Here is an 18089-nt window from a genome sequence, read left to right as displayed (position 1 = left end):
GGCTTTGGCAAGCCGTCAACGCGCCTTTTTGGACGCTTTTTTATGCGTCTTTTTAGCGCCCTTGACTACCTTTTTGTTTTTGCTGGTTTTTTTAACCGTGCTTTTTTTTGCCTGCGGTACGCGCTTTGCAGCTTTGGCGGCACGCTGCTGCTTGTGAGCTGGCTTGGCTGCCTTGCCGTGGCGCGCCTGCTTGGCGCTGATGGCCTTGGCCTGGCGTTTGCTCTGCTTGGCGGTTTTTGCCTTGGCCTTGCTTTTGGCCTGGCGCGCCGGTTTGGCTTGTTTGCCGGCGCGGACGGATTCGGCCGGCTGAATGGTTTTGACCGGGGCGGCCTTGCGCGCCGGCTTGCTGGCCGGGGCCATTTGTACATCGCCCGGCAGCGGCATGTCTTCGGGTTCGGCCAGACTGGCCGGGCTGATCAACGCCAGGCTCAGCGCCAGCGCAATGGAATGGGTTGCGAATTTCATGATCAGGGTCTGGGACTTTCTGTGCAGGAACGGCCGGCGCAGCGCGCCGCCAAAACCCGCATACTAGCATGCGCCGCCAGGGTGGCTTAGCGGAAATTGACAGCCGCGGCAATCTTGCCGCGGTCCTGCCTGGCGGTACGCTTTTGCCTTGCAATGCGACATTGTGCGACCGCATATGCTATACCCCAAACATGATGCCAATGTAATTGCACCCATGGCTACTTGCGCAAATCACGCCTTTACCCCTGCCGCACAGGAAAACCGCATGCCCCCGCCGAAAATCCTGCTCGTGGACGACAGCGCCACCAATCGCCTGACGGTCAGCACCCTGATCCAGGATCAGGGCTATTGCTGCGATCTCGCCAATAATGGCGAGGAAGCGCTGGCTCGCTGCCGGGAAACCCGCTACGACCTGATCCTGATGGACATCATCATGCCGGTGATGAATGGCTTGCAGGCCACGGTGGAGTTGCGCGCGCTGTTTGGCGAGCACTGGGTGCCCATCATTTTCCTGACGGGCCTGAGTCAGCAGCAAGACTTGATCGACGGGCTCAAGGCCGGCGGCGACGATTATCTGACCAAGCCGGTCAGCCCGGAACTGCTGGCGGCCAAGGTCCAGGTTTTCCTGCGCATCGCCAAGATGCAGCAGCAGATCAATCAGGACGCGGTGCGCCTGGAACATTACTTCCTCAGCAACGAACGTGAACAAAGCTATGCGCTGGAGCTGGTGGAACGCCTGAACCGGCAGCAATTGGAACTGCCCGCCCATGTCTGGCGCCATCTGCGGCCCGCCTCGCAATTCAATGGCGACCTGATTTGCTACGCCCGCGCCGACGAGCGCGAGTATCTGATGTTGGCCGACTGCACCGGCCACGGACTTACCGCCGCGATTAGCGCGATTCCGGCGGTGGAGTGTTTTTATGATCTGGCGCAAGCGCAAACGCCGCTGAGCGACATCGCCGCCGCCATCAACGACAAATTGCACCGGCTGCTGCCCTTCGGCCGCTTCGTCGCCGCCATCATCGTCGCCATCGATGCCGACAGCCAATGCCTGCAGGTCTGGAACGGCGGCATTCCCTGCGCGTTGATGTTCGATGCCGCCGGACGCAAGATCAAGCACTTCCGCTCGGAGCACCCGCCGCTGGGCATACTGGAGGCCGGGCAGTTCGACAAATCGCTGGAAAGCGGCAGACTGGGAAGCGGACACCGGCTGGTGATCAGCTCCGACGGCATTACCGAGGCGCGGGCGGATAATGAGCAAATGTTCGGCCTGGACGGCGTGGTCAAGGCGGTGGAAACCGGCTGGCCGGATCGGATCGGCGATAGCGTGCTGCAGGCCTTGCAGCGCCACCGCCAGAACGAGGCGATGCTGGATGACGCTTCCTTGCTGGTGCTTAGCGCGCCACCCCAAATCATGCGCGCGGAAGCGAAAGCCCCCTCATCCCAGCCGGGATGGCAGGACGTTTGAGCGGGCGATGGCGGGCGCGCCTTGATTCCACGGCGGCGCGGCAACATAATTCGCAATTTTCATATGACGCCACCCACCGCCATGAACATAGCATTTGAGCGCCAGCCGCTGCCCCTGCCGGACGGCCATGACAAGGTCTTGCTGCACTCATGTTGCGCGCCCTGCTCCGGAGAAGTGATGGAGGCGATGCAAGCCACGGGCATCGACTTCACCATCTTCTTCTACAACCCCAACATCCATCCGCTGAAAGAGTACGAACTGCGCAAGAACGAGAACATCCGTTTCGCCGAGCAGTTCGGCATTCCCTTCGTCGATGCGGATTATGATCGCGACAATTGGTTCGCACGCGCCAAGGGCATGGAGGATGAGCCGGAGCGCGGCGTGCGCTGCACCATGTGCTTCGACATGCGTTTCGAGCGCACCGCCCTGTACGCGCATGAGCACGGCTTCCCCGTCATCACCAGCTCGCTGGGGATTTCGCGCTGGAAAAACATGCAGCAGATCAACGACTGCGGCGCGCGCGCGGCCGCGCGCTACCCCGGCCTGATCTATTGGGACTACAACTGGCGCAAGGGCGGCGGCTCCGCGCGCATGATAGAAATCAGCAAGCGCGAACAGTTCTATCAACAGGAGTACTGCGGTTGCGCCTATTCCCTGCGCGACAGCAACCGCCAGCGCCGCGACAGCGGCCGTCCGGTGATCCGCCTAGGCGTCAAATACTACGGCGACGAAGACAGCCAGGCCTGAGGCGCGGTCGCCTCGCTCTCTATCTCCCGCGCGTAGCGCACCAGCGCCTGCAAGAGCTGGGAGAAGCGATGCGCGGCCAGACTCCCGTCCGAGGGCGTGAGCCAGGTGCTACTAATTTCCAGCTGAATGGCGGGCACGCCCAGCCGCGAGGCGAATTTGGCGATGGTCTGGTGCTTGGACGCGGCGAAGTAGTTGTCGGAGAGATTGAGCACGCCCTGCCCTCGCAAACGCTGCTCCAGCCGCTGTCGCAGCCAGGGCTTACCCAGGAGCGAAGCTCCGTTCAGGGTGCCGAAATCCACGTCGTAGGGCCGGTAGGGATGACTGCCGTGCAAGTCCAGCACCAGCAAGGGGCGCTGGTCGGCAATCAAAGCCGCCAGCTTGCGTTTGAAGGCGTTGTCGTCTTCGTAATTGGGGTCGGACGGCGAGGCGCGGGTGGTGTAGATCGCAGTGGCGCCGGCCAGTTGGTGCAACATCGTCGCCAAGGCCGCGGTGCCGCCGCCATCGGAGAAACGGTATTGCCCATCGCGAAACGGGCTGGTGGCGTGTGGCGCGGTGACGATGATGGGACGCTTGCCCTCCAATACGGTAAACCACGGCTCGCCGTTTTGCGGCGGCCTGTCCTTGGCGGCGTCCGCTTCCTGTTGCAGCTTGATGGCCTCGACGATGTGGGCCGGTTCGATGACGGCCCGTTCCGGCGGGGTCTTGCCGATGGCGGGCGCCGTCGATAAGACCAGAATCAGAATCCCCGCAGCCCATCCTCTTCTCATCGCCCTCCTCCTGATTCTTGCCCGATTATTGCTGGACCGGGGCGGCGCGGCTTGGTTCTGCGCGCCGACCCGGCAAGGCCGCGCTAGCGCGCAGGCTTTCGCGCGACGAGCAGCAGCAAGGCCGGACGGCGCGCGTGCGGCCGTAAACCGTCCCGATATGCCAGCGTCTGCGGGTCTGGCGCGGGCTCGCCCAGGTGAAGCAGTTGGAAGCCGGCGTCCAACAAGCCTTTCACATAGCTTTCCACCGTGCGGTGCTGCTTGATCACGCCGTCGACGAACCAGCGGCTTGCGCGCGCGTCTTGCTGGAAATACGCGTCCAGCGTCCAGTGTGATGGCTCGCCCGCCGCGTCCAGCGCCCAGCCCTGCGGGCTGGCGGTGCAAATGGGATGCTCCACCGTCAGCGCGAACACGCCGCCTGGCCGCAGCGCGGCGAACACGCGCGCCGCCACCGCAGCGTAATTCGCCACATAGTGCAGCGCCAGCGAAGACACCGCCAGATCATAAGCGTCGGCGGGCGGCTGATAGTCCTCGATGGCCGCGCGCCGGTAATGAATCGCTGAATCCTGGGTGCGCGCTCGCGCCTGTTCCAGCATGCGCTCGGACAAGTCCACCGCGGTGACGCTGGCCGCGCCCTCGCCGCGCGCCCAGCGGGCGAAATCGCCGAAACCGCAACCCAGGTCCAGCACGTCGGCGCCGGCCAGCGGCGGCAGCGCGCCGCGCAAGGCGGGCTGCTCCAAAACGCCGTTCAGCCCGGTGTCGCTGTCGCGCAAGGCTTGGTATTGGGAGAAAAAGATCGGATGGTCGTAGATGTTTTGCTGCATGGGGAGGCTCCGTAAAAAATCTAAGAGCCTGTTCAAAGTCTCGCGAGCAAGAGCGAGACAAGGCGAAAACAGCAGAGAAAGCGGAATGCACAAGTAGTACATGAGCATTTCGAAGGTGTTTTCAACGCCGTATCGCTGAAGCGCAGCAGACATTGAGCAGGTTCTAAGGAAAGCGCCCCAGGGCGGCGCACGGCCATGCCGACGCGCAAAGACACGCCAGGCTCTCAGAGCCTGGCGCGCGTCTTCTCTCATCCGGACTATCACCGTCGGCTTCGGCTTCTCACCGAATCTGCTGACCCGCGCATCATGGAAACGGCTGCGCGGCGCTCGCGGGCTCGCCGCCGGCATTCGCCGCGGCATACCGCCGGTGGGGAGTTTCACCCCGCCCTGAAGACCGGCACAGCATAAAGGCGGCGTAGAAGTTGGACAAGCCCAGCCCCATCGCGCATAGTCAGCGCATTCCAATTGCAATGGAGCGATGCATGACCCTGAAGCTGCCGATCTGGCTGGTTTTTTGTTTGAGCGCCGGCGCCGCCGTCGCCGCACCCACCCCCGCCGCCAAAGCTGAAATCGATCACCTGCTGGACTATCTGGCCAAATCCGGCTGCGAATTCAACCGCAACGGCAGCTGGTACGGTTCCAAGGAGGCCCGCGATCATCTGAACGACAAATACCAGTATTTGCTGAAAAAAGACTGGGTCAGCAACACGGAAAGCTTCATCGAACGCGCGGCCACCCAGAGCAGCATCAGCGGTAAAGCCTACCAAGTGCGTTGCGGCGCGGCGCAGCCGGTAGCCAGCGCCGCCTGGCTGAAAGCGGAGCTGGGCCGCTACCGCCAGCGCAAATAAGCCGTTCCGCGGGCGTCCGGCCGGCAATCCAGGCCTGCCGGAGCGCCACGCAGCTGTTATAATCGCCGCTTTCCTGTAATCCAGTGTTCTTTTCCCGATGACTGCTGCCCAGCTGCTGGCCCAACTCAAGGCCGACCTCCCCTCCTGCCTGATCCGCGACCGCCACGCCTTGCGCCGCAAACTGAGCGACGCCGCCGAGCGGCTGAAGAAAAACCAGCCCGCGGACAGACAGCTGGCCGATATCCAGACACAGATCGAGCGCTCCGCCGCCAAAGTGGCCGCGCGCCGCGCCCATCTGCCCAAGCCCGATTTCGACGACGCCCTGCCGGTCAACCAGAAACTGGCCGACATCAAGACCGCGATCGAGCGTCACCAGGTGGTGATCATCTGCGGCGAAACCGGCTCCGGCAAAACCACCCAGCTGCCCAAGATCTGCCTGGAACTGGGCCGCGGCGTGCACGGCCTGATCGGCCACACCCAGCCGCGCCGCCTGGCCGCGCGCTCGGTGGCCAGCCGCATCGCCCAGGAACTGAAATCCACGCTGGGCGAGCATGTCGGCTTCAAGGTGCGCTTCACCGACAAGCTGTCGGACAAATCGGTGATCAAGCTGATGACCGACGGCATCATGCTGGCGGAAACCCAGACCGACCGTTACCTGGAAAGCTACGACACCATCATCATCGACGAGGCGCATGAACGCAGCCTCAACATCGACTTCCTGCTGGGTTATCTGAAACAGCTGCTGCCGCGTCGGCCGGACCTGAAGGTGATCATCACCTCGGCCACCATAGATGCCGACCGCTTCTCCCGCCATTTCGACGGCGCGCCGGTGATCGAAGTCTCCGGCCGCACTTATCCGGTGGAAGTGCGTTACCGCCCGTTGGCGCAGCGCGACGAAGACGAGCGCGAAGTGGAGATGGAAGGCGCCATCGTCGACGCCGTCGACGAGCTGTCGCGCCAGGGTCCGGGCGATATGCTGGTCTTCCTGCCCGGCGAGCGCGAAATCCGCGAAACCGCGGAAAAACTGCGCAAGTCCGGCATCCGCGGCTACGAAATCCTGCCCTTGTTCGCGCGTCTGTCCAACGAGGACCAGCAGAAGATCTTCAAGCCTTCCGGCGGCCGCCGCATCGTGCTGGCCACCAATGTGGCCGAAACCTCGCTGACGGTGCCGGGCATCAAATACGTGATCGACACTGGCCAGGCGCGCATCAACCGCTACAGCCCGCGCGCCAAGGTGGAACAGCTGCAAGTGGAGAAAATCTCCCAGGCGGCGGCGCGGCAGCGCGCCGGCCGTTGCGGTCGCGTCGAGGCCGGCATCTGCGTGCGCCTGTACGGCGAGGACGACTTCAACCAGCGCCCGGCTTTCACCGATCCGGAAATCGTCCGCTCCAACCTGGCCGCGGTCATCCTGCGCATGGCCGCGCTGCGGCTGGGCAAGGTGGACGCCTTCCCCTTCCTGGAAGCGCCGAGCAGCCGACTGATCGCCGACGGCTACCAGGTGTTGACCGAGCTGGGCGCGGTGGACGACAAGGGCGAACTCACCAGCGTGGGCAAGGAGCTGGCGCGGATTCCGGTGGACCCGAAAGTGGGCCGCCTGCTGCTGGCCGGCCGCGACTTCGGCTGCGTGCGCGAAGTGCTGATCATCGCCGCCGCCCTCAGCGTGCAAGACCCGCGCGAACGCCCGTTCGAGGCGCGCGAGGCGGCCGAACGCGCGCAGGCGCGCTTCAACGACGAGAAGTCCGACTTCCTGTCCTTCCTGCACCTGTGGGACTTCTTTGCCGACGCGCTCAAGCACAAGAAATCCAACCGTCTGCTGATCAACACCTGCCACGAGCACTTCCTGTCCCATCTGCGCTTGCGCGAATGGCGCGAACTGCACGCGCAGCTGGCCGACATCGCCGGCGAGCTGGGCCTGATCAAGCGCGAACAGGCGCACGCCGACGCCGAGCAGCCGGACGCGCAGATGACGCAGAAAAAGCGCCAGCAGCTGGACGCCGTCGCTTATGAAAACCTGCACAAGGCGCTGGTGACCGGCCTGATCGGCAATCTGGGCATGAAAAACCAGGAAGGCGACGATTACCAAGGCACCCGCGGCGTCAACTTCCACGTCTTCCCCGGCTCCGGCCTGAAAAAGGCCAAGCCCAAATGGCTGGTGGCGGCGGAACTGGTGGAAACCACCCGCCTCTACGCCCGCTGCGTGGCCAAGATCGAGCCGGAATGGGTGGAAAAGCTGGCGCCGCACCTGGTCAAATACCATTACTTCGACCCGCACTGGGAAAAGAGCCGCGGCGAAGTGGTGGCCAGCGAACGCATTACCCTGTACGGCCTGACCCTGGTGCCGCGCCGGCCGGTCAGCTACGGCCGCATCGCGCCGAAAGAAGCGCGTGAGCTGTTCATCCGCGGCGCGCTGGTGAATATGGACTACGTCAGCAACGCGCCCTTCTTCCAGCGCAATCAGCAATTGATTCGCGAAGTGGAGCAGCTGGAGCACAAGGCGCGGCGTCAGGACGTGCTGGTGGACGAAGAGGCCCTGTTCGCCTTCTACAGCGAACGGATTCCGGCCGAGGTGGTGGACGCCGCCAGCTTCGAGGCCTGGCGCAAGGAGGCGGAAAAGACCGAAGCCAAACTGCTGCACCTGACGCGCGAAGAACTGATGCGCCACGCCGCGCAACATGTCACCGAAAACCAGTTCCCGGAATGGCTGGAACTGGAAGACGGCCGCCTCAAGCTGCGCTACCGCTTCGAACCCAACCACCCGCTGGACGGCGTCACCCTGGACGTGCCGCTGGCCATCCTCAACCGCCTGCAGCCGGCCGCCTTCGAATGGCTGGTGCCCGGCATGGTGCGCGAGAAGCTGCAACAGCTGATCAAGGGCCTGCCCAAGCAGATCCGCCGCTGCTGCGTGCCGGTGCCGGACTTCGTCACCCGCTTCCTCAGCGTCAATCCGGATCAACAGCAGCCGATCGCGCCGCAGCTGGCGCGCTTCATCCTGCGCGAAACCGGCGGCGTCAAAGTGGACATCGACGATTTCCGCGCCCAGGAGCTGCCGGCCCATCTGCTGTTCAACTTCCGCGTCATTGACGACGGCAAGCAGGAAATCGGCCTGGGCCGCGATCTGCTGGCGCTGCAAAAGCAGTTCGGCCAGGCCGCCCAGCTGACCTTCCGCGACACCAGCGCGGAGTTCGAACGCGACGAAGTCAGCAGCTGGGACTTTGGCGAACTGCCGGAAAGCATTCAGTTCGCCCGCGGCCGCCAGCAGCTGACCGGCTACCCGGCGCTGACGCTGGAGCAGGACAAGGTGGCGATCCGCCTGTTCGACACCCAGTTGATGGCCGAGCGCCATCACCGCCAGGGCGTGATCCGGCTGCTGCAGCTGCAGCTCAAGGAACAGATGAAGCAGCTGTCCAAGGGCCTGCCCGGCATGACTCAGCTGGGTCTGCAGCTGCGCGCGGCGGCCAATGTCGACGAACTGCTGGCCGACGCCATCGCCTGCATCTGCGACCGCGCCTTCATCGGCGACGACGCGCTGCCGCGCAATGAGAAAGCCTTCAACGAGCAGAAAACCCGCGCTCGCACCCGGCTGCCGGCGGTCAACCAGGCGGTGACCCAGTATCTGGGCCAGGTGGCGTCGGAATACGGCCCGCTCAGCGTCAAGATGCAGAAGCACAAGCTGGGCTACGAGCTGCAGCAGCAATTGGCCAAGCTGGTTTACAAGGGCTTCCTGGCCGCCACGCCGTGGAGCCAGCTGCCGCACTTGCCGCGCTATATGCGCGCGATGGGCTTGCGCATGGACAAGCAGCCGGCCAATCCGCAGCGCGACGGCCAGCGCGGCGCGGAAATCCGCGACCTATGGCAGAAATGGGAAACCCGGGTAGCCGAGGACAATGAAGCCGAAGGCGCGTCCCAGGCCTTGCTGGATTTCCGCTGGCAGATCGAGGAACTGCGCGTCAGCCTGTTCGCCCAGGAACTGAAAACGCCATACCCGGTGTCCACCAAGCGGCTGTTGAAGCAGTGGAACGAGCTGCCGCGCTAATGTTCGCCAGACCTTGAACTGGCTCGCCCTGGCATGACAAAACGGCGGCGTCTTTATCGACGCCGCCGTTTTTCTATGCGCGCTGCACGCCCTTCAATGCACTGGATGCGACAAGCCCGGTCTATTCCCCCAGGCCAGCAGGAACACCCCCATCGCCAGCCCCACCAGGCAGAAAATCATCAGATAGCCGGCCAGCGCCAGCGAGCTGACCTCCATCCACAGCGATAGCAAGACCGGTGTGAAGCCGCCCACCACTGCGTAAGCCACATTGTAGGAAAACGACAGGCCGCTGAAGCGGATGGGCGCGGGAAACGCGCGCACCATCAGAAAAGGCACCGCGCCGACGATGCCGGCGAAGAAACCGGTCAGCGTGTACAGCGGGTGCAGCCAGCTCACATCGTGGCCCATGGTCTGGTAGAAACACCAGCTGCTGACGCCCAGCAGTAGGCTGCCCGCGGTGAACACCGGGCCGCCGCCGAAGCGGTCCACCGCCAGGCCGGCGACGATGCAGCCCACGCTCAGCGCGACGATGGCCAGACTGTTGGCGAACAGCGCCTCCACCGGCGGCACGCCGAACTGCTTCTGCAAAAAGGTGGGCGTCATCAGAATCACCACCACGATGGTGACCGACAACATCGCGGTGGCCGCCATCGACACGGCCATGCCCAGCCGATGACCGCGCAGCACCGCCTTCAGCGGCAGCTCGGCGGACAAGGCCTTGCACGCCTGCATTTCGCTGAACACCGGGGTCTCGTGCAGCCAGCGGCGCAGATACATCGCCACCAGGCCGAAGACGCCGCCGATCAGGAAGGGAATGCGCCAGGCACCGCTTTCCAACTGCTGCGGCGTGAACAACAGATTCATCGCCATCGCGATCAGGGAGCCGAACAGAATGCCTATGGTCAGCCCCGAGGTAATGATGCCGCACGCCAGGCCGGTGCGGCTGGGCGGCGCGTGCTCGGCGACGAACACCCAGGCGCCGGGCACTTCGCCGCCTATGGCCGCGCCCTGCAATACGCGCAGCAAGAGCAGCAAGACCGGCGCCCATATCCCTATGCTCTGATACGTGGGTAGCAGGCCCATCGCCAACGTCGGCAAGGCCATCAGCACGATGCTGAGCGTGAACATGCGCTTGCGGCCAAACAGATCGCCGAAGTGCGCCATGATGATGCCGCCCAGCGGCCGCGCCAGATAGCCGGCGGCGAAAATGCCGAACACCTGCAATTGGCGCAGCCAGCCTGGAATGTCATGGGGGAAAAACAGCTTGCCCAATACCAGGGCGAAGAACACGTAAATGATGAAATCGTAGAATTCCAGCGCGCCGCCCAGCGAGGCCAGGCCCAGCGTCTTGCAGTCGTTCCGGTTCAGTTTGCGCGCGGGTGCCGCGGCGGCGCTTGCCGTTTGAGTCATATCGGGTCCTTTTAGCTGCGGGCTCTTATTTCTTGAATGGATTGATCGCCGGGGCCTCGTCATGGTGGACGATGCCGAAGCGGTTGCGGATCAGCGAATTGAGCACCGGCTGGCGATGGCGTATCCACAGCGTGGTCGGCAGCGGCTGGCAGCCCATGCGCGCCTTGGGCTCCAGCGCGGTGCGGCCGAAAATCACCCGCCGTCCGCCGGCGGCCAAGGCCGACTCAATCGCCGTGTGCAGCAGGCGCAGATACAGCGGCAGCGCCTTGGCCGCGGCGCGGTCGAAGCCGATCTGCGCGGCGGTGACTTCCGCGCCGTCTTTCAAGACCAGCAAAAAGCCGAGCAGCTCGCCGTCGCGCCACAGGCCGCGCAGCTCCGCCCGCTCCGGCCCCAGCGCCGCCATCCGCCGCCAGTAGTCGGCGGTCACCGTCACCGGCCGCAGCGTGGCATTGTCCTGCACCGCCAGGTAGAGCTGCTGCATGCGCTCCGCCTGCGCGTCCACCTGCTCCGGCGTCATCACGCCGATTACGCAGCCGGCGGCCTCGATGGGCTTGAAGATCTGCTGGCGGATGCTGCTGCGGTACTTGGAAGTCATGCCGGCCAGATAGTCCTCGTAAACACGCCAGTCTTCGGCCAGCGGCAGCACCATATTGGGTTCGGTCTCCAGCATGCTGTAGCTGAGCTTGCCCAGCGCCCGGCTGTCCTCCAGCGCAGCCGCGTCCAGATCCTTGACCAGCACGAAATCGATCTGACCATTCAGCTTTTCTGCGCGGCGGATGCGGTAAAGGATTTCCGCCACCGCCTGCCAGCGGGTTTGCGGGTCCAGCTCCGCGGCGAAAGCCACCCCATCCAGCCCGTAGCTGAGCATATTGCCGCAGACCAAGAGACGCTGGCGCAGCCGCGGCTTGATGTTTTGCGCCAGCGCCGCGCGCAGCGAACCCTCGGCCCGCGGCCCCGGATGGGCATGCATGGTTTCCAGGCTGACTTCCAGTAGCTGCATCGCCGCGGCCGCCACCGGCACGCCGTCGCGGTAAGCCATCGCGTAGCGGACTTCGAAATCGGCGAGCCCGGATTGCTCCAGCGCGCGCCAGTAATCGCGGGACATCAGCAGCCCCCGCGGCTCGGCCAGACGGTCCCAGTGTTGGCCGTTCAGGAAGTCTATGCGTTCGGAAAAAACGAAATTCAGCGTGCTGGCCTGGCGCAGCGTGCGGCGTAGCTTCCAGCCGTCGCCCAGTTGCCGGGCCAGTTGTTTGATCTTCTTGCTCATGATGTGGGCGAATCTGCTCTTGTTCTATGCGTGACAATCATTCCAGTGTGCCGCAATGCCAAACGGGCAACAAGCATCCTCAAGACATGCCCTCGGCCAGCTGCCGGCGATAGCGCTCCGGCGAATAGCCCAACTGCTTGTTGAACATGGCGATGAAGGCCGACGCGGTGCCGTAGCCCAGATCGGCGGCGATATCCTGTACCGCCCTGCCTTCGCGCAGCCAGGTCAGCGCGCGCAGCAGCCTCACCCGGCTGCGCCACTGCACGAAGCTCATGCCCAGCTCGCGCTGGAAATGGCGCGCCAGCGTGCGCTCGGTGCCGTATACCCGTTGCGCCCATTGCGCCAGCGTGGTGTTGTCGGCCGGGTGGGCGCGGATGGCGGCCAGGATGGGCGCCAGCTGGCGGTGGCGGCTGTCCGGCAGATAGCTGTGCTGGTGGCCGGCCTGGACCAGCCGCTCCAGCAGCAGTTCGGCCTGGCGTCGATCCCATGGATCTTCTATCGCGGTGACGCCGCGCTGGCAAAAGTCCTCCAGCAAGGCGCGCAGCAAGGGTGTTTGCGGAATCAGGCAGGGCAGGCCGGGCAGCCGCGCCGCCGCCTCGGCGCCGACATAGACCGAGGTGTAGCACATCGCCTGGCGCACCGAGGCCGAATGCCTGACTCCGGCCGGCACCCAGATCAGAAACTCCGCCGGCGCCGCCAGCAGGCGTTCGCCCTGTTCTTGCTCGACCAGGTCCAGCTCTATCAGACCCAGGCTGATGCGGTTGAGTTGGCCCCAGCGGTGGCTGTGCGGCGTGAACTCGGTCTGCGGCGTCAATTGATCGTAGCGCAGATGGATGGGCGCTGGCTCCGGCAAGCGTTGATCCAGTTCGGAATAGTCCAATTTGTCGGTTTCCCTGTATTGCAATGTCTGCTTTGCGTTATATGACACTAATCAGACAGCGTTACACTAGCGGCTGTCAATGTCGCGCCACGCCATAGAGGCCGGCGCCGCGCTCTCGGAGTCGTTCACGCTATGAACTCATTGTTTCCCATGCTGGCCGTGCTGATCTGGTCCGCCAACACCGTGGTGTCCAAGGCCGCCGCCCAGGCGCTGGACCCAGCGGCCATTTCCTTCTACCGCTGGCTGGTCGCCGCGGTCATTCTCACCCCGCTGTGCCTGCGTCCGCTGCTGCGCCAATGGCGCGCCATCCGCCCCTGGCTGGGCCGCTTCAGCGTGCTGGCGGTGCTGGGCATGGTGATGTTCCAGTGCCTAGCCTATTACGCCGCGCACAGCACCAGCGCCACCAATATGGGCGTGATCTGCGCCTTGGTGCCGCTGCTGGGCCTGGCGCTCAGCGCGGTGGCTTTCCGCCAGCCGGTGGGCGCGCACGCGCTGTTCGGCGTCGCGGTGTCCTTGCTGGGCGTGTGCTATCTGCTGGGCCAGGGCCGGCCGCTGAGCCTGCTCGACGGCGGCGTCAACCATGGCGACGCGCTGATGCTGATCGGCTCACTCTCCTACGCGCTGTACGGCATTCTGCTGCGGCGCTGGGCGCCGCCGTTCGGCAGCTGGACCAATCTCTATGTTCAGGTGCTGCTGGCGGTGCTGATGCTGGTGCCGGTGGCGCTCAGCGCGCATAGCCTGGCGGTGCCGCCGCAGGGCGTCGGCCTGGTCGCCTTCGCCGGCATCGCCTCCTCGGTGCTGGCGCCCTATTTGTGGATGCGCGGCATCCAGCGCTTGGGCAGCGAACGCACCGCCATCTTCATGAATCTGCTGCCCTTGTTCACCGCGCTGATCGCCAGCGCGCTGCTGGGCGAGACCATACACGACTACCACTGGCTGGGCGGCGGCCTGATCCTGCTCGGCGTCAGCCTGAGCCAGGGCGGCTGGGCCAAGCTGCGCGGCGCCTTCAAGCCCGCCTAAGCCGGCCCCGACTTGCCGGATCGGCCGCCCCGACAGGGCGGCCGAAACCTCAGGGCCTGTTCAAAGTCTCGCGAGCACAGGCGAGGCAAGGCGAAAACGAGCGAAAAAGCGGAATGCACAAACGGTACATGAGCATTTTGAGATCGTACTCACCGTGTGATGCTCCACGACGCGCAGCAGGCTTTGCACAGGCTCTCAGATCCAATCGTCCGCGGGAGCGCTGCGCTCGCTGACGACCTCGCCGGTGTTGCGCACCCCTTGCGGCTCCACCAGCATCAGCTTGACCTCATGCTCGGCATAGGGCTTGTGCTCCACGCCCTTGGGCACGACGAACATCTCCCCGGCGTTCACCCATACCGGCGGCCTGTCGCGCAAATCGATGCGCAAGCACCCTTCCTGCACGATGAAGACTTCATCGGTCTCGGCGTGCCGATGCCAGATGAAGTCCCCCTGGATTTTCACCAGCTTGAAATGATAGTCGTTCATCTGAGCGATGATCTTGGGACGCCACTGTTCTTGAAACAACGCGAACTTCTCCTCCAGCCTGACGGCGCGAAAACCACGGGGCATGGCAAGGCCTCCTCTCTTGACTCGAGTCAATTCAGTCCGAGCTTGGACCGTATCACGGCCTCCAGGCCGCCGCCATGTGGCGTGGTCCGACGCCAAACGGGCGTCCGCGCCGCCGCTTCGCCGCGCTGGCGCATTGCCCTGGGTGCGCATATCGCCTAAGCTCTGTAACAAAACCGCAGCCGGCGCGACCGGCCATGACAATCTCTTTACCGTGGAACCCGAAACCATGTGCCAGTTATTGGGCATGAATTGCAATACTCCAACCGATATCCTGTTCTCCTTCGAAGGCTTTCACCGCCGCGGCGGCCAGACCGACCACCATGCCGACGGCTGGGGCATCGCCTTTTTCGAGAACAAGGGCTGCCGCATCTTCCTGGACGACAAACCGTCGGTGGAATCCCCGGTGGCCAATCTGGTGCGCAACTATCCGATCAAATCGGAAAACGTGATCGCCCACATCCGCAAAGCCACCCAGGGCGAGGTCAATCTGGCCAACACTCACCCCTTCATGCGCGAGATGTGGGGCCGTTACTGGATTTTCGCCCACAACGGCAACTTGGATAATTTCCAGCCCGAGGCCGGCTGCCACTACAACCCGGTGGGCAGCACCGACTCCGAACGGGCCTTCTGCCATCTGATGGAACGGTTGCGCGCCAAGTGGTGCCAGCAACCGCAGCTGGACGAGCTGTTCGCCGAAGTGGCGCGCCTGGCGGCGGAGATCGCCGGCCACGGCGTGTTCAACTTCATGCTCAGCAACGGCGAGGTGCTGTTCGCCCACTGCTCCACCCATCTGCACTACATCATCCGCCAGGCGCCGTTCAACACCGCCCACCTGGTGGACGACGACGTCAGCGTGGACTTCTCCTCGGTCACCACCCCGCACGACCGCGTGGCGGTGATCGCCACCCAGCCGCTGACCGACAATGAAAGCTGGACCCAGCTGAGCGCCGGCGAACTGCTGCTGTTCCGCGACGGCTCGCCGCTGCTGCAACACCTGCCGGGCTGAACCTCCGCCGACAAGCCCTTGCCGCCAGTGTTATGCTGGCGGCAATGTTTTGTCTGCCGCGAGGGCCGCCATGCAGCGATTCGATTTCAGCCAACCCCCTTTTGACGCGTTGAGCCCGGCCGAGCGCCAAAAGCTGGAGGCGCGCGTCGACATCGTGTTCCACGGCGGCGACGCCCTCATCCTCGCCCCGGAGGCGCCGGTGGACGCCATGTATGTGGTGATCAAGGGCGTAGTGCGCGAAATGGCCGGCGATGAGACCATCGCGCTGCACCGGCCGCAGGACAGCTTCGACGCCCGCGCCGTCGCCGCCGGCCAGACCTCCCATCGCTTCATCGTGCAGGAAGAAGCGTTGCTCTACGCGCTGCCGCGCGCCGAAGTGCTGGCGCTGACCGAAAGCAACCCGCGCTTCGGCGCCTATTTCTACGCCAGCGTGTCGGAAAAGCTGGGCCGGCTGGCGCAGCGCGCCGGCCAGCGCGAACTGCAGACCCTGCTCACCGCCACCGTGCGCGACGCCAACTGCCGCCGGCCGGTTTTCATCGACGGCGGCGCCAGCCTGCGCGACACCGCGGCGGCGATGAAGGCGCAGCAGTCCAAATCGGTGCTGGTGCGTGCCGAAGCCGGCCTGGGCATCTTCACCACCACCGACTTCCGCGACATCGTGCTGAACGGCGTGCCCGTCGACGCGCCAGTGGCCGCGCATTGCAACTACCAGCTGCTGACCATAGACATAGACGATTTCCTGTTCAACGCGCTGCTGCTGATGACGCGGCGCAATCTGCGGCGGCTGGTGGTCACCGAGCGCGGCGAGCCGGTGGGCATGCTGGCCCAGGTGGATGTGCTGTCCTATTTTTCCAATCACTCCCATCTGATCGCGCAGCGCCTGGAGCGCGCCGACACCCTGGACGAACTGGCCGAGATCGCCGAACAGATCACGCGGCTGGTGCGCATACTCTGCGGCCACGGCGTCAAGCCGCTGCAGCTCGGCCGACTGGTGCAAAGCCTGAACGCCCGCCTGTTCGCCCGCGCCTGGCGGCTGATCGCGCCGCCGGAACTGCTGGCCAATAGCTGCCTGCTGGTGCTGGGCTCGGAGGGCCGTGGCGAACAGATACTCAAGACCGACCAGGACAATGCGCTGCTATTGCGCGACGGCGCGTCCTGGCCGCAGCTGGAGGCCAGCTGCCAGGCGTTTTCCGACGCGCTGGAACGCTTCGGTTATCCGCCCTGTCCCGGCGGCATCATGCTCAGCCGTCCAGGCTGGCGCTTCAGCGGCGCCGAGCTGCGCGAGCGCTTCCACCAATGGGTGCACCAACCCAGCGGCGACGCGTTGATGCGGCTGGCCATCTTCGTGGACGCGGAAGCCGTCTGCGGCGACAGCGAACTGCTGGAGCGCGCGCGCGACGAGCTGCATGCGGTGCTGCGCGACGACGCCGGCTTTTTCTCCCGCTTCGCCCGCGCCATCGAGCAGTTCGACACCCCGTTGGGCCTGTTCTCCCATCTGCAAACCCAGGCTCGCGACGGCCGCACCACGCTGGACCTGAAAAAAGGCGGCATCTTCCCGCTGGTGCACGGCATCCGCGCGCTGGCGCTGGAACACGGCGTGCGCGACAACAGCTCGCAGCAGCGCCTGCGGCGGCTGGTGGAGCTGGAGCGGCTGGACGCGGAGCTGGCCGAGGATGTCGGCGAGGCGCTGTCCTTCCTGATGCAGCTGCGGCTGGAGCACGGGCTGGAGCAGCAAGATGCCGGCCGGCCGGCGGATAATCTGCTGGAACCGGAAAAACTGTCCTCGCTGGAGCGGGACCTGCTCAAGGACGCGCTGGGCGTGGTCAAGAAATTCAAGGCGCAGCTGCGCCACCATTACCGGCTGGGCAGTTTCTGATGCTGACCGCCCTGCTGCGCCAATGGCAGCGCCGCCGGCTGCGCGATCCGGCCTATGCCGCCATGTACCAGGAACACCCGGACGAACTGGTCAGCCTGGACTGCGAAACCACCAGCCTGGACCCGGCCGCGGCCGAGCTGCTGTCCATAGGCGCGGTCAAGCTGCGCGGCAACCGCATTCTCGCCAGCGAGGCGCTCTACCTGCTGGTGCGGCCGCGGCAAGCGCCCAGCGCCGACAATGTGCGCATCCACGGCCTGCGCCCGCTGGACGTCAGCCAGGGCCTGGCAGCCGAGGACGCCGTGCGGCGGCTGCTGGACTTCATCGGCGGCCGCCCGCTGCTGGGCTATTACCTGGAATACGACCTGGCGGTGCTCAACCGCTATGTCCGCCCCTGGCTGGGCGTGCCGCTGCCGCAGCGGCGCATCGAGATTTCCGGCCGTTACTACGATTACAAGCTGAGGCAGAACCCGGACGCCCACATCGATCTCAGCCTGGCCAGCATCTGCCGGGATCTGGACATGCCGACGTTGCCGCGCCACGACGCGCTCAATGACGCCATCAACGCGGCCATGCTCTATCTGGCGCTGAAACGGCGCGGCTATGGTTGACCGCTGCCGGACGCGTGTCAGCGCCGCGCTCGCCGCCGGTACAGCGTGCTGCGCGCCACGCCCAGCTCCGCCGCCGCGCGGCTGACATTGCCCCGGCAGCGCGCCAACGTCTGTTCGATCAAATCGTCGCCGCCAGCGGCCAGCGTGACCTCCGCTGGCGACGTCTCGGCGCGGCAGCCGGCCGGCAGATCCTCGACCCCCAGCTCCGCGCCGTCGTCGGCCAACGCCAGCATGGTGCGCAGCGCGCTGTGCAGCTGGCGCGCATTGCCCGGCCATGAGCACGCCAGCAGCGCGGCGCGCAGC

At 64.9% G+C, this 18089-nt stretch carries 16 protein-coding genes and 1 riboswitch; of the genes, 8 read left to right on the top strand and 8 right to left on the bottom strand.

Annotated features, from left to right (window positions below; all coding sequences use genetic code 11):
* Nucleotides 1–15: 15 nt before the first annotated feature.
* Nucleotides 16–465 (bottom strand): hypothetical protein, encoded by a 450-nt coding sequence (locus tag LQT98_RS18080; protein ID WP_231464068.1) that lies wholly within the window; start codon nucleotides 463–465, stop codon nucleotides 16–18.
* 265 nt (nucleotides 466–730) lie between these two features.
* Between LQT98_RS18080 and LQT98_RS18075 the strand changes: the two genes are divergently transcribed.
* Both LQT98_RS18075 and LQT98_RS18070 read left to right on the top strand, forming a co-directional pair.
* Nucleotides 731–1933, top strand: a complete 1203-nt coding sequence (locus LQT98_RS18075) for a SpoIIE family protein phosphatase (protein WP_231464066.1) — start codon at nucleotides 731–733, stop codon at nucleotides 1931–1933.
* 81 nt (nucleotides 1934–2014) lie between these two features.
* Nucleotides 2015–2680: an epoxyqueuosine reductase QueH gene (locus LQT98_RS18070; RefSeq protein WP_231464063.1), complete on the top strand. Its 666-nt coding sequence runs from the start codon at nucleotides 2015–2017 to the stop codon at nucleotides 2678–2680.
* Here the strand turns inward: LQT98_RS18070 and LQT98_RS18065 are convergent.
* Together LQT98_RS18065 and LQT98_RS18060 are read right to left on the bottom strand one after the other, a co-directional pair.
* Nucleotides 2653–3447 carry an N-formylglutamate amidohydrolase gene (locus LQT98_RS18065; RefSeq protein WP_231464061.1) on the bottom strand — a complete coding sequence of 265 codons (795 nt, stop codon included), beginning with the start codon at nucleotides 3445–3447 and terminating at the stop codon, nucleotides 2653–2655. The two genes, LQT98_RS18070 and LQT98_RS18065, sit on opposite strands and share 28 nt — an antisense overlap.
* Before the next feature lie 83 nt (nucleotides 3448–3530).
* The gene (locus tag LQT98_RS18060) at nucleotides 3531–4268 is read right to left on the bottom strand and encodes a class I SAM-dependent methyltransferase (RefSeq protein WP_048411716.1); all 738 of its coding nucleotides are present in this window, start codon (nucleotides 4266–4268) and stop codon (nucleotides 3531–3533) included.
* A gap of 236 nt (nucleotides 4269–4504) precedes the next feature.
* A riboswitch (FMN riboswitch) is annotated at nucleotides 4505–4667 on the bottom strand.
* 83 nt (nucleotides 4668–4750) lie between these two features.
* Here LQT98_RS18060 and LQT98_RS18055 point away from each other — a divergent pair.
* Nucleotides 4751–5116, top strand: coding sequence for a YfeK family protein (locus LQT98_RS18055; protein ID WP_231464059.1), 366 nt, complete (start codon nucleotides 4751–4753; stop codon nucleotides 5114–5116).
* Between the two features lie 97 nt (nucleotides 5117–5213).
* On the top strand, nucleotides 5214–9149 hold the full coding sequence (gene hrpA, locus LQT98_RS18050) for an ATP-dependent RNA helicase HrpA (protein ID WP_231464057.1): 3936 nt from the start codon (nucleotides 5214–5216) through the stop codon (nucleotides 9147–9149).
* A 93-nt stretch (nucleotides 9150–9242) separates the two neighbouring features.
* Here the strand turns inward: hrpA and LQT98_RS18045 are convergent, their stop codons facing one another.
* The 3 genes from LQT98_RS18045 to LQT98_RS18035 form a co-directional block, all read right to left on the bottom strand.
* Nucleotides 9243–10559, bottom strand: a complete 1317-nt coding sequence (locus LQT98_RS18045; protein WP_231464055.1) for an MFS transporter — start codon at nucleotides 10557–10559, stop codon at nucleotides 9243–9245.
* A 25-nt stretch (nucleotides 10560–10584) separates the two neighbouring features.
* Nucleotides 10585–11826 (bottom strand): GNAT family N-acetyltransferase, encoded by a 1242-nt coding sequence (locus LQT98_RS18040; RefSeq protein ID WP_231464053.1) that lies wholly within the window; start codon nucleotides 11824–11826, stop codon nucleotides 10585–10587.
* 79 nt (nucleotides 11827–11905) lie between these two features.
* Complete coding sequence (locus LQT98_RS18035) at nucleotides 11906–12706, bottom strand: AraC family transcriptional regulator (RefSeq protein ID WP_231464050.1); 801 nt, start codon at nucleotides 12704–12706, stop codon at nucleotides 11906–11908.
* A gap of 132 nt (nucleotides 12707–12838) precedes the next feature.
* Here LQT98_RS18035 and LQT98_RS18030 point away from each other — a divergent pair, with 132 nt between their 5' ends.
* Entirely contained in the window at nucleotides 12839–13726 is an 888-nt protein-coding gene (locus tag LQT98_RS18030; RefSeq protein ID WP_048408978.1) for a DMT family transporter, read from the top strand.
* 195 nt (nucleotides 13727–13921) lie between these two features.
* Here LQT98_RS18030 and LQT98_RS18025 read toward each other — a convergent pair whose 3' ends face one another.
* Nucleotides 13922–14296 carry a cupin domain-containing protein gene (locus LQT98_RS18025; protein WP_231464048.1) on the bottom strand — a complete coding sequence of 125 codons (375 nt, stop codon included), beginning with the start codon at nucleotides 14294–14296 and terminating at the stop codon, nucleotides 13922–13924.
* 226 nt (nucleotides 14297–14522) lie between these two features.
* On the opposite strand from LQT98_RS18025, the gene LQT98_RS18020 reads away from it, so the two are divergent.
* The 3 genes from LQT98_RS18020 to LQT98_RS18010 all read left to right on the top strand — a co-directional run bounded on the left by LQT98_RS18020 (nucleotide 14523) and on the right by LQT98_RS18010 (nucleotide 17786).
* A complete protein-coding gene (locus LQT98_RS18020; RefSeq protein ID WP_048408930.1) occupies nucleotides 14523–15302 on the top strand; it encodes a class II glutamine amidotransferase in 780 nt (259 codons plus the stop codon).
* 70 nt (nucleotides 15303–15372) lie between these two features.
* On the top strand, nucleotides 15373–17178 hold the full coding sequence (locus LQT98_RS18015; RefSeq protein WP_231464046.1) for a putative nucleotidyltransferase substrate binding domain-containing protein: 1806 nt from the start codon (nucleotides 15373–15375) through the stop codon (nucleotides 17176–17178).
* Nucleotides 17178–17786 (top strand): 3'-5' exonuclease, encoded by a 609-nt coding sequence (locus tag LQT98_RS18010; RefSeq protein ID WP_231464044.1) that lies wholly within the window; start codon nucleotides 17178–17180, stop codon nucleotides 17784–17786. The genes LQT98_RS18015 and LQT98_RS18010 overlap by 1 nt, the downstream gene beginning before the upstream one ends.
* A 17-nt stretch (nucleotides 17787–17803) precedes the next feature.
* Here LQT98_RS18010 and LQT98_RS18005 read toward each other — a convergent pair.
* Nucleotides 17804–18089, bottom strand: a 286-nt coding sequence (locus LQT98_RS18005) for a helix-turn-helix domain-containing protein (protein WP_331282570.1), incomplete at its 5' end; no start/stop codon positions are given.

The organism is Chromobacterium aquaticum, assembly GCF_021129195.1.
Taxonomy (GTDB): Bacteria; Pseudomonadota; Gammaproteobacteria; order Burkholderiales; family Chromobacteriaceae; genus Chromobacterium; species Chromobacterium aquaticum.
Note: the sequence above shows the minus strand (reverse complement) of the source record. Positions and strands in the feature narration are given on the sequence as shown.

What these genes read in the sequence shown, in the direction of transcription:
- LQT98_RS18025 (WP_231464048.1), bottom strand. Translation starts at nt 14,296, where the DNA reads ATGCCCCGTGGTTTTCGCGCCGTCAGGCTGGAGGAGAAGTTCGCGTTG.
- hrpA (WP_231464057.1), top strand. Translation starts at nt 5,214, where the DNA reads ATGACTGCTGCCCAGCTGCTGGCCCAACTCAAGGCCGACCTCCCCTCC.
- LQT98_RS18075 (WP_231464066.1), top strand. Translation starts at nt 731, where the DNA reads ATGCCCCCGCCGAAAATCCTGCTCGTGGACGACAGCGCCACCAATCGC.
- LQT98_RS18045 (WP_231464055.1), bottom strand. Translation starts at nt 10,559, where the DNA reads ATGACTCAAACGGCAAGCGCCGCCGCGGCACCCGCGCGCAAACTGAAC.
- LQT98_RS18020 (WP_048408930.1), top strand. Translation starts at nt 14,523, where the DNA reads ATGTGCCAGTTATTGGGCATGAATTGCAATACTCCAACCGATATCCTG.
- LQT98_RS18015 (WP_231464046.1), top strand. Translation starts at nt 15,373, where the DNA reads ATGCAGCGATTCGATTTCAGCCAACCCCCTTTTGACGCGTTGAGCCCG.
- LQT98_RS18040 (WP_231464053.1), bottom strand. Translation starts at nt 11,826, where the DNA reads ATGAGCAAGAAGATCAAACAACTGGCCCGGCAACTGGGCGACGGCTGG.
- LQT98_RS18080 (WP_231464068.1), bottom strand. Translation starts at nt 465, where the DNA reads ATGAAATTCGCAACCCATTCCATTGCGCTGGCGCTGAGCCTGGCGTTG.
- LQT98_RS18070 (WP_231464063.1), top strand. Translation starts at nt 2,015, where the DNA reads ATGAACATAGCATTTGAGCGCCAGCCGCTGCCCCTGCCGGACGGCCAT.
- LQT98_RS18010 (WP_231464044.1), top strand. Translation starts at nt 17,178, where the DNA reads ATGCTGACCGCCCTGCTGCGCCAATGGCAGCGCCGCCGGCTGCGCGAT.
- LQT98_RS18030 (WP_048408978.1), top strand. Translation starts at nt 12,839, where the DNA reads ATGAACTCATTGTTTCCCATGCTGGCCGTGCTGATCTGGTCCGCCAAC.
- LQT98_RS18065 (WP_231464061.1), bottom strand. Translation starts at nt 3,447, where the DNA reads ATGAGAAGAGGATGGGCTGCGGGGATTCTGATTCTGGTCTTATCGACG.
- LQT98_RS18060 (WP_048411716.1), bottom strand. Translation starts at nt 4,268, where the DNA reads ATGCAGCAAAACATCTACGACCATCCGATCTTTTTCTCCCAATACCAA.
- LQT98_RS18055 (WP_231464059.1), top strand. Translation starts at nt 4,751, where the DNA reads ATGACCCTGAAGCTGCCGATCTGGCTGGTTTTTTGTTTGAGCGCCGGC.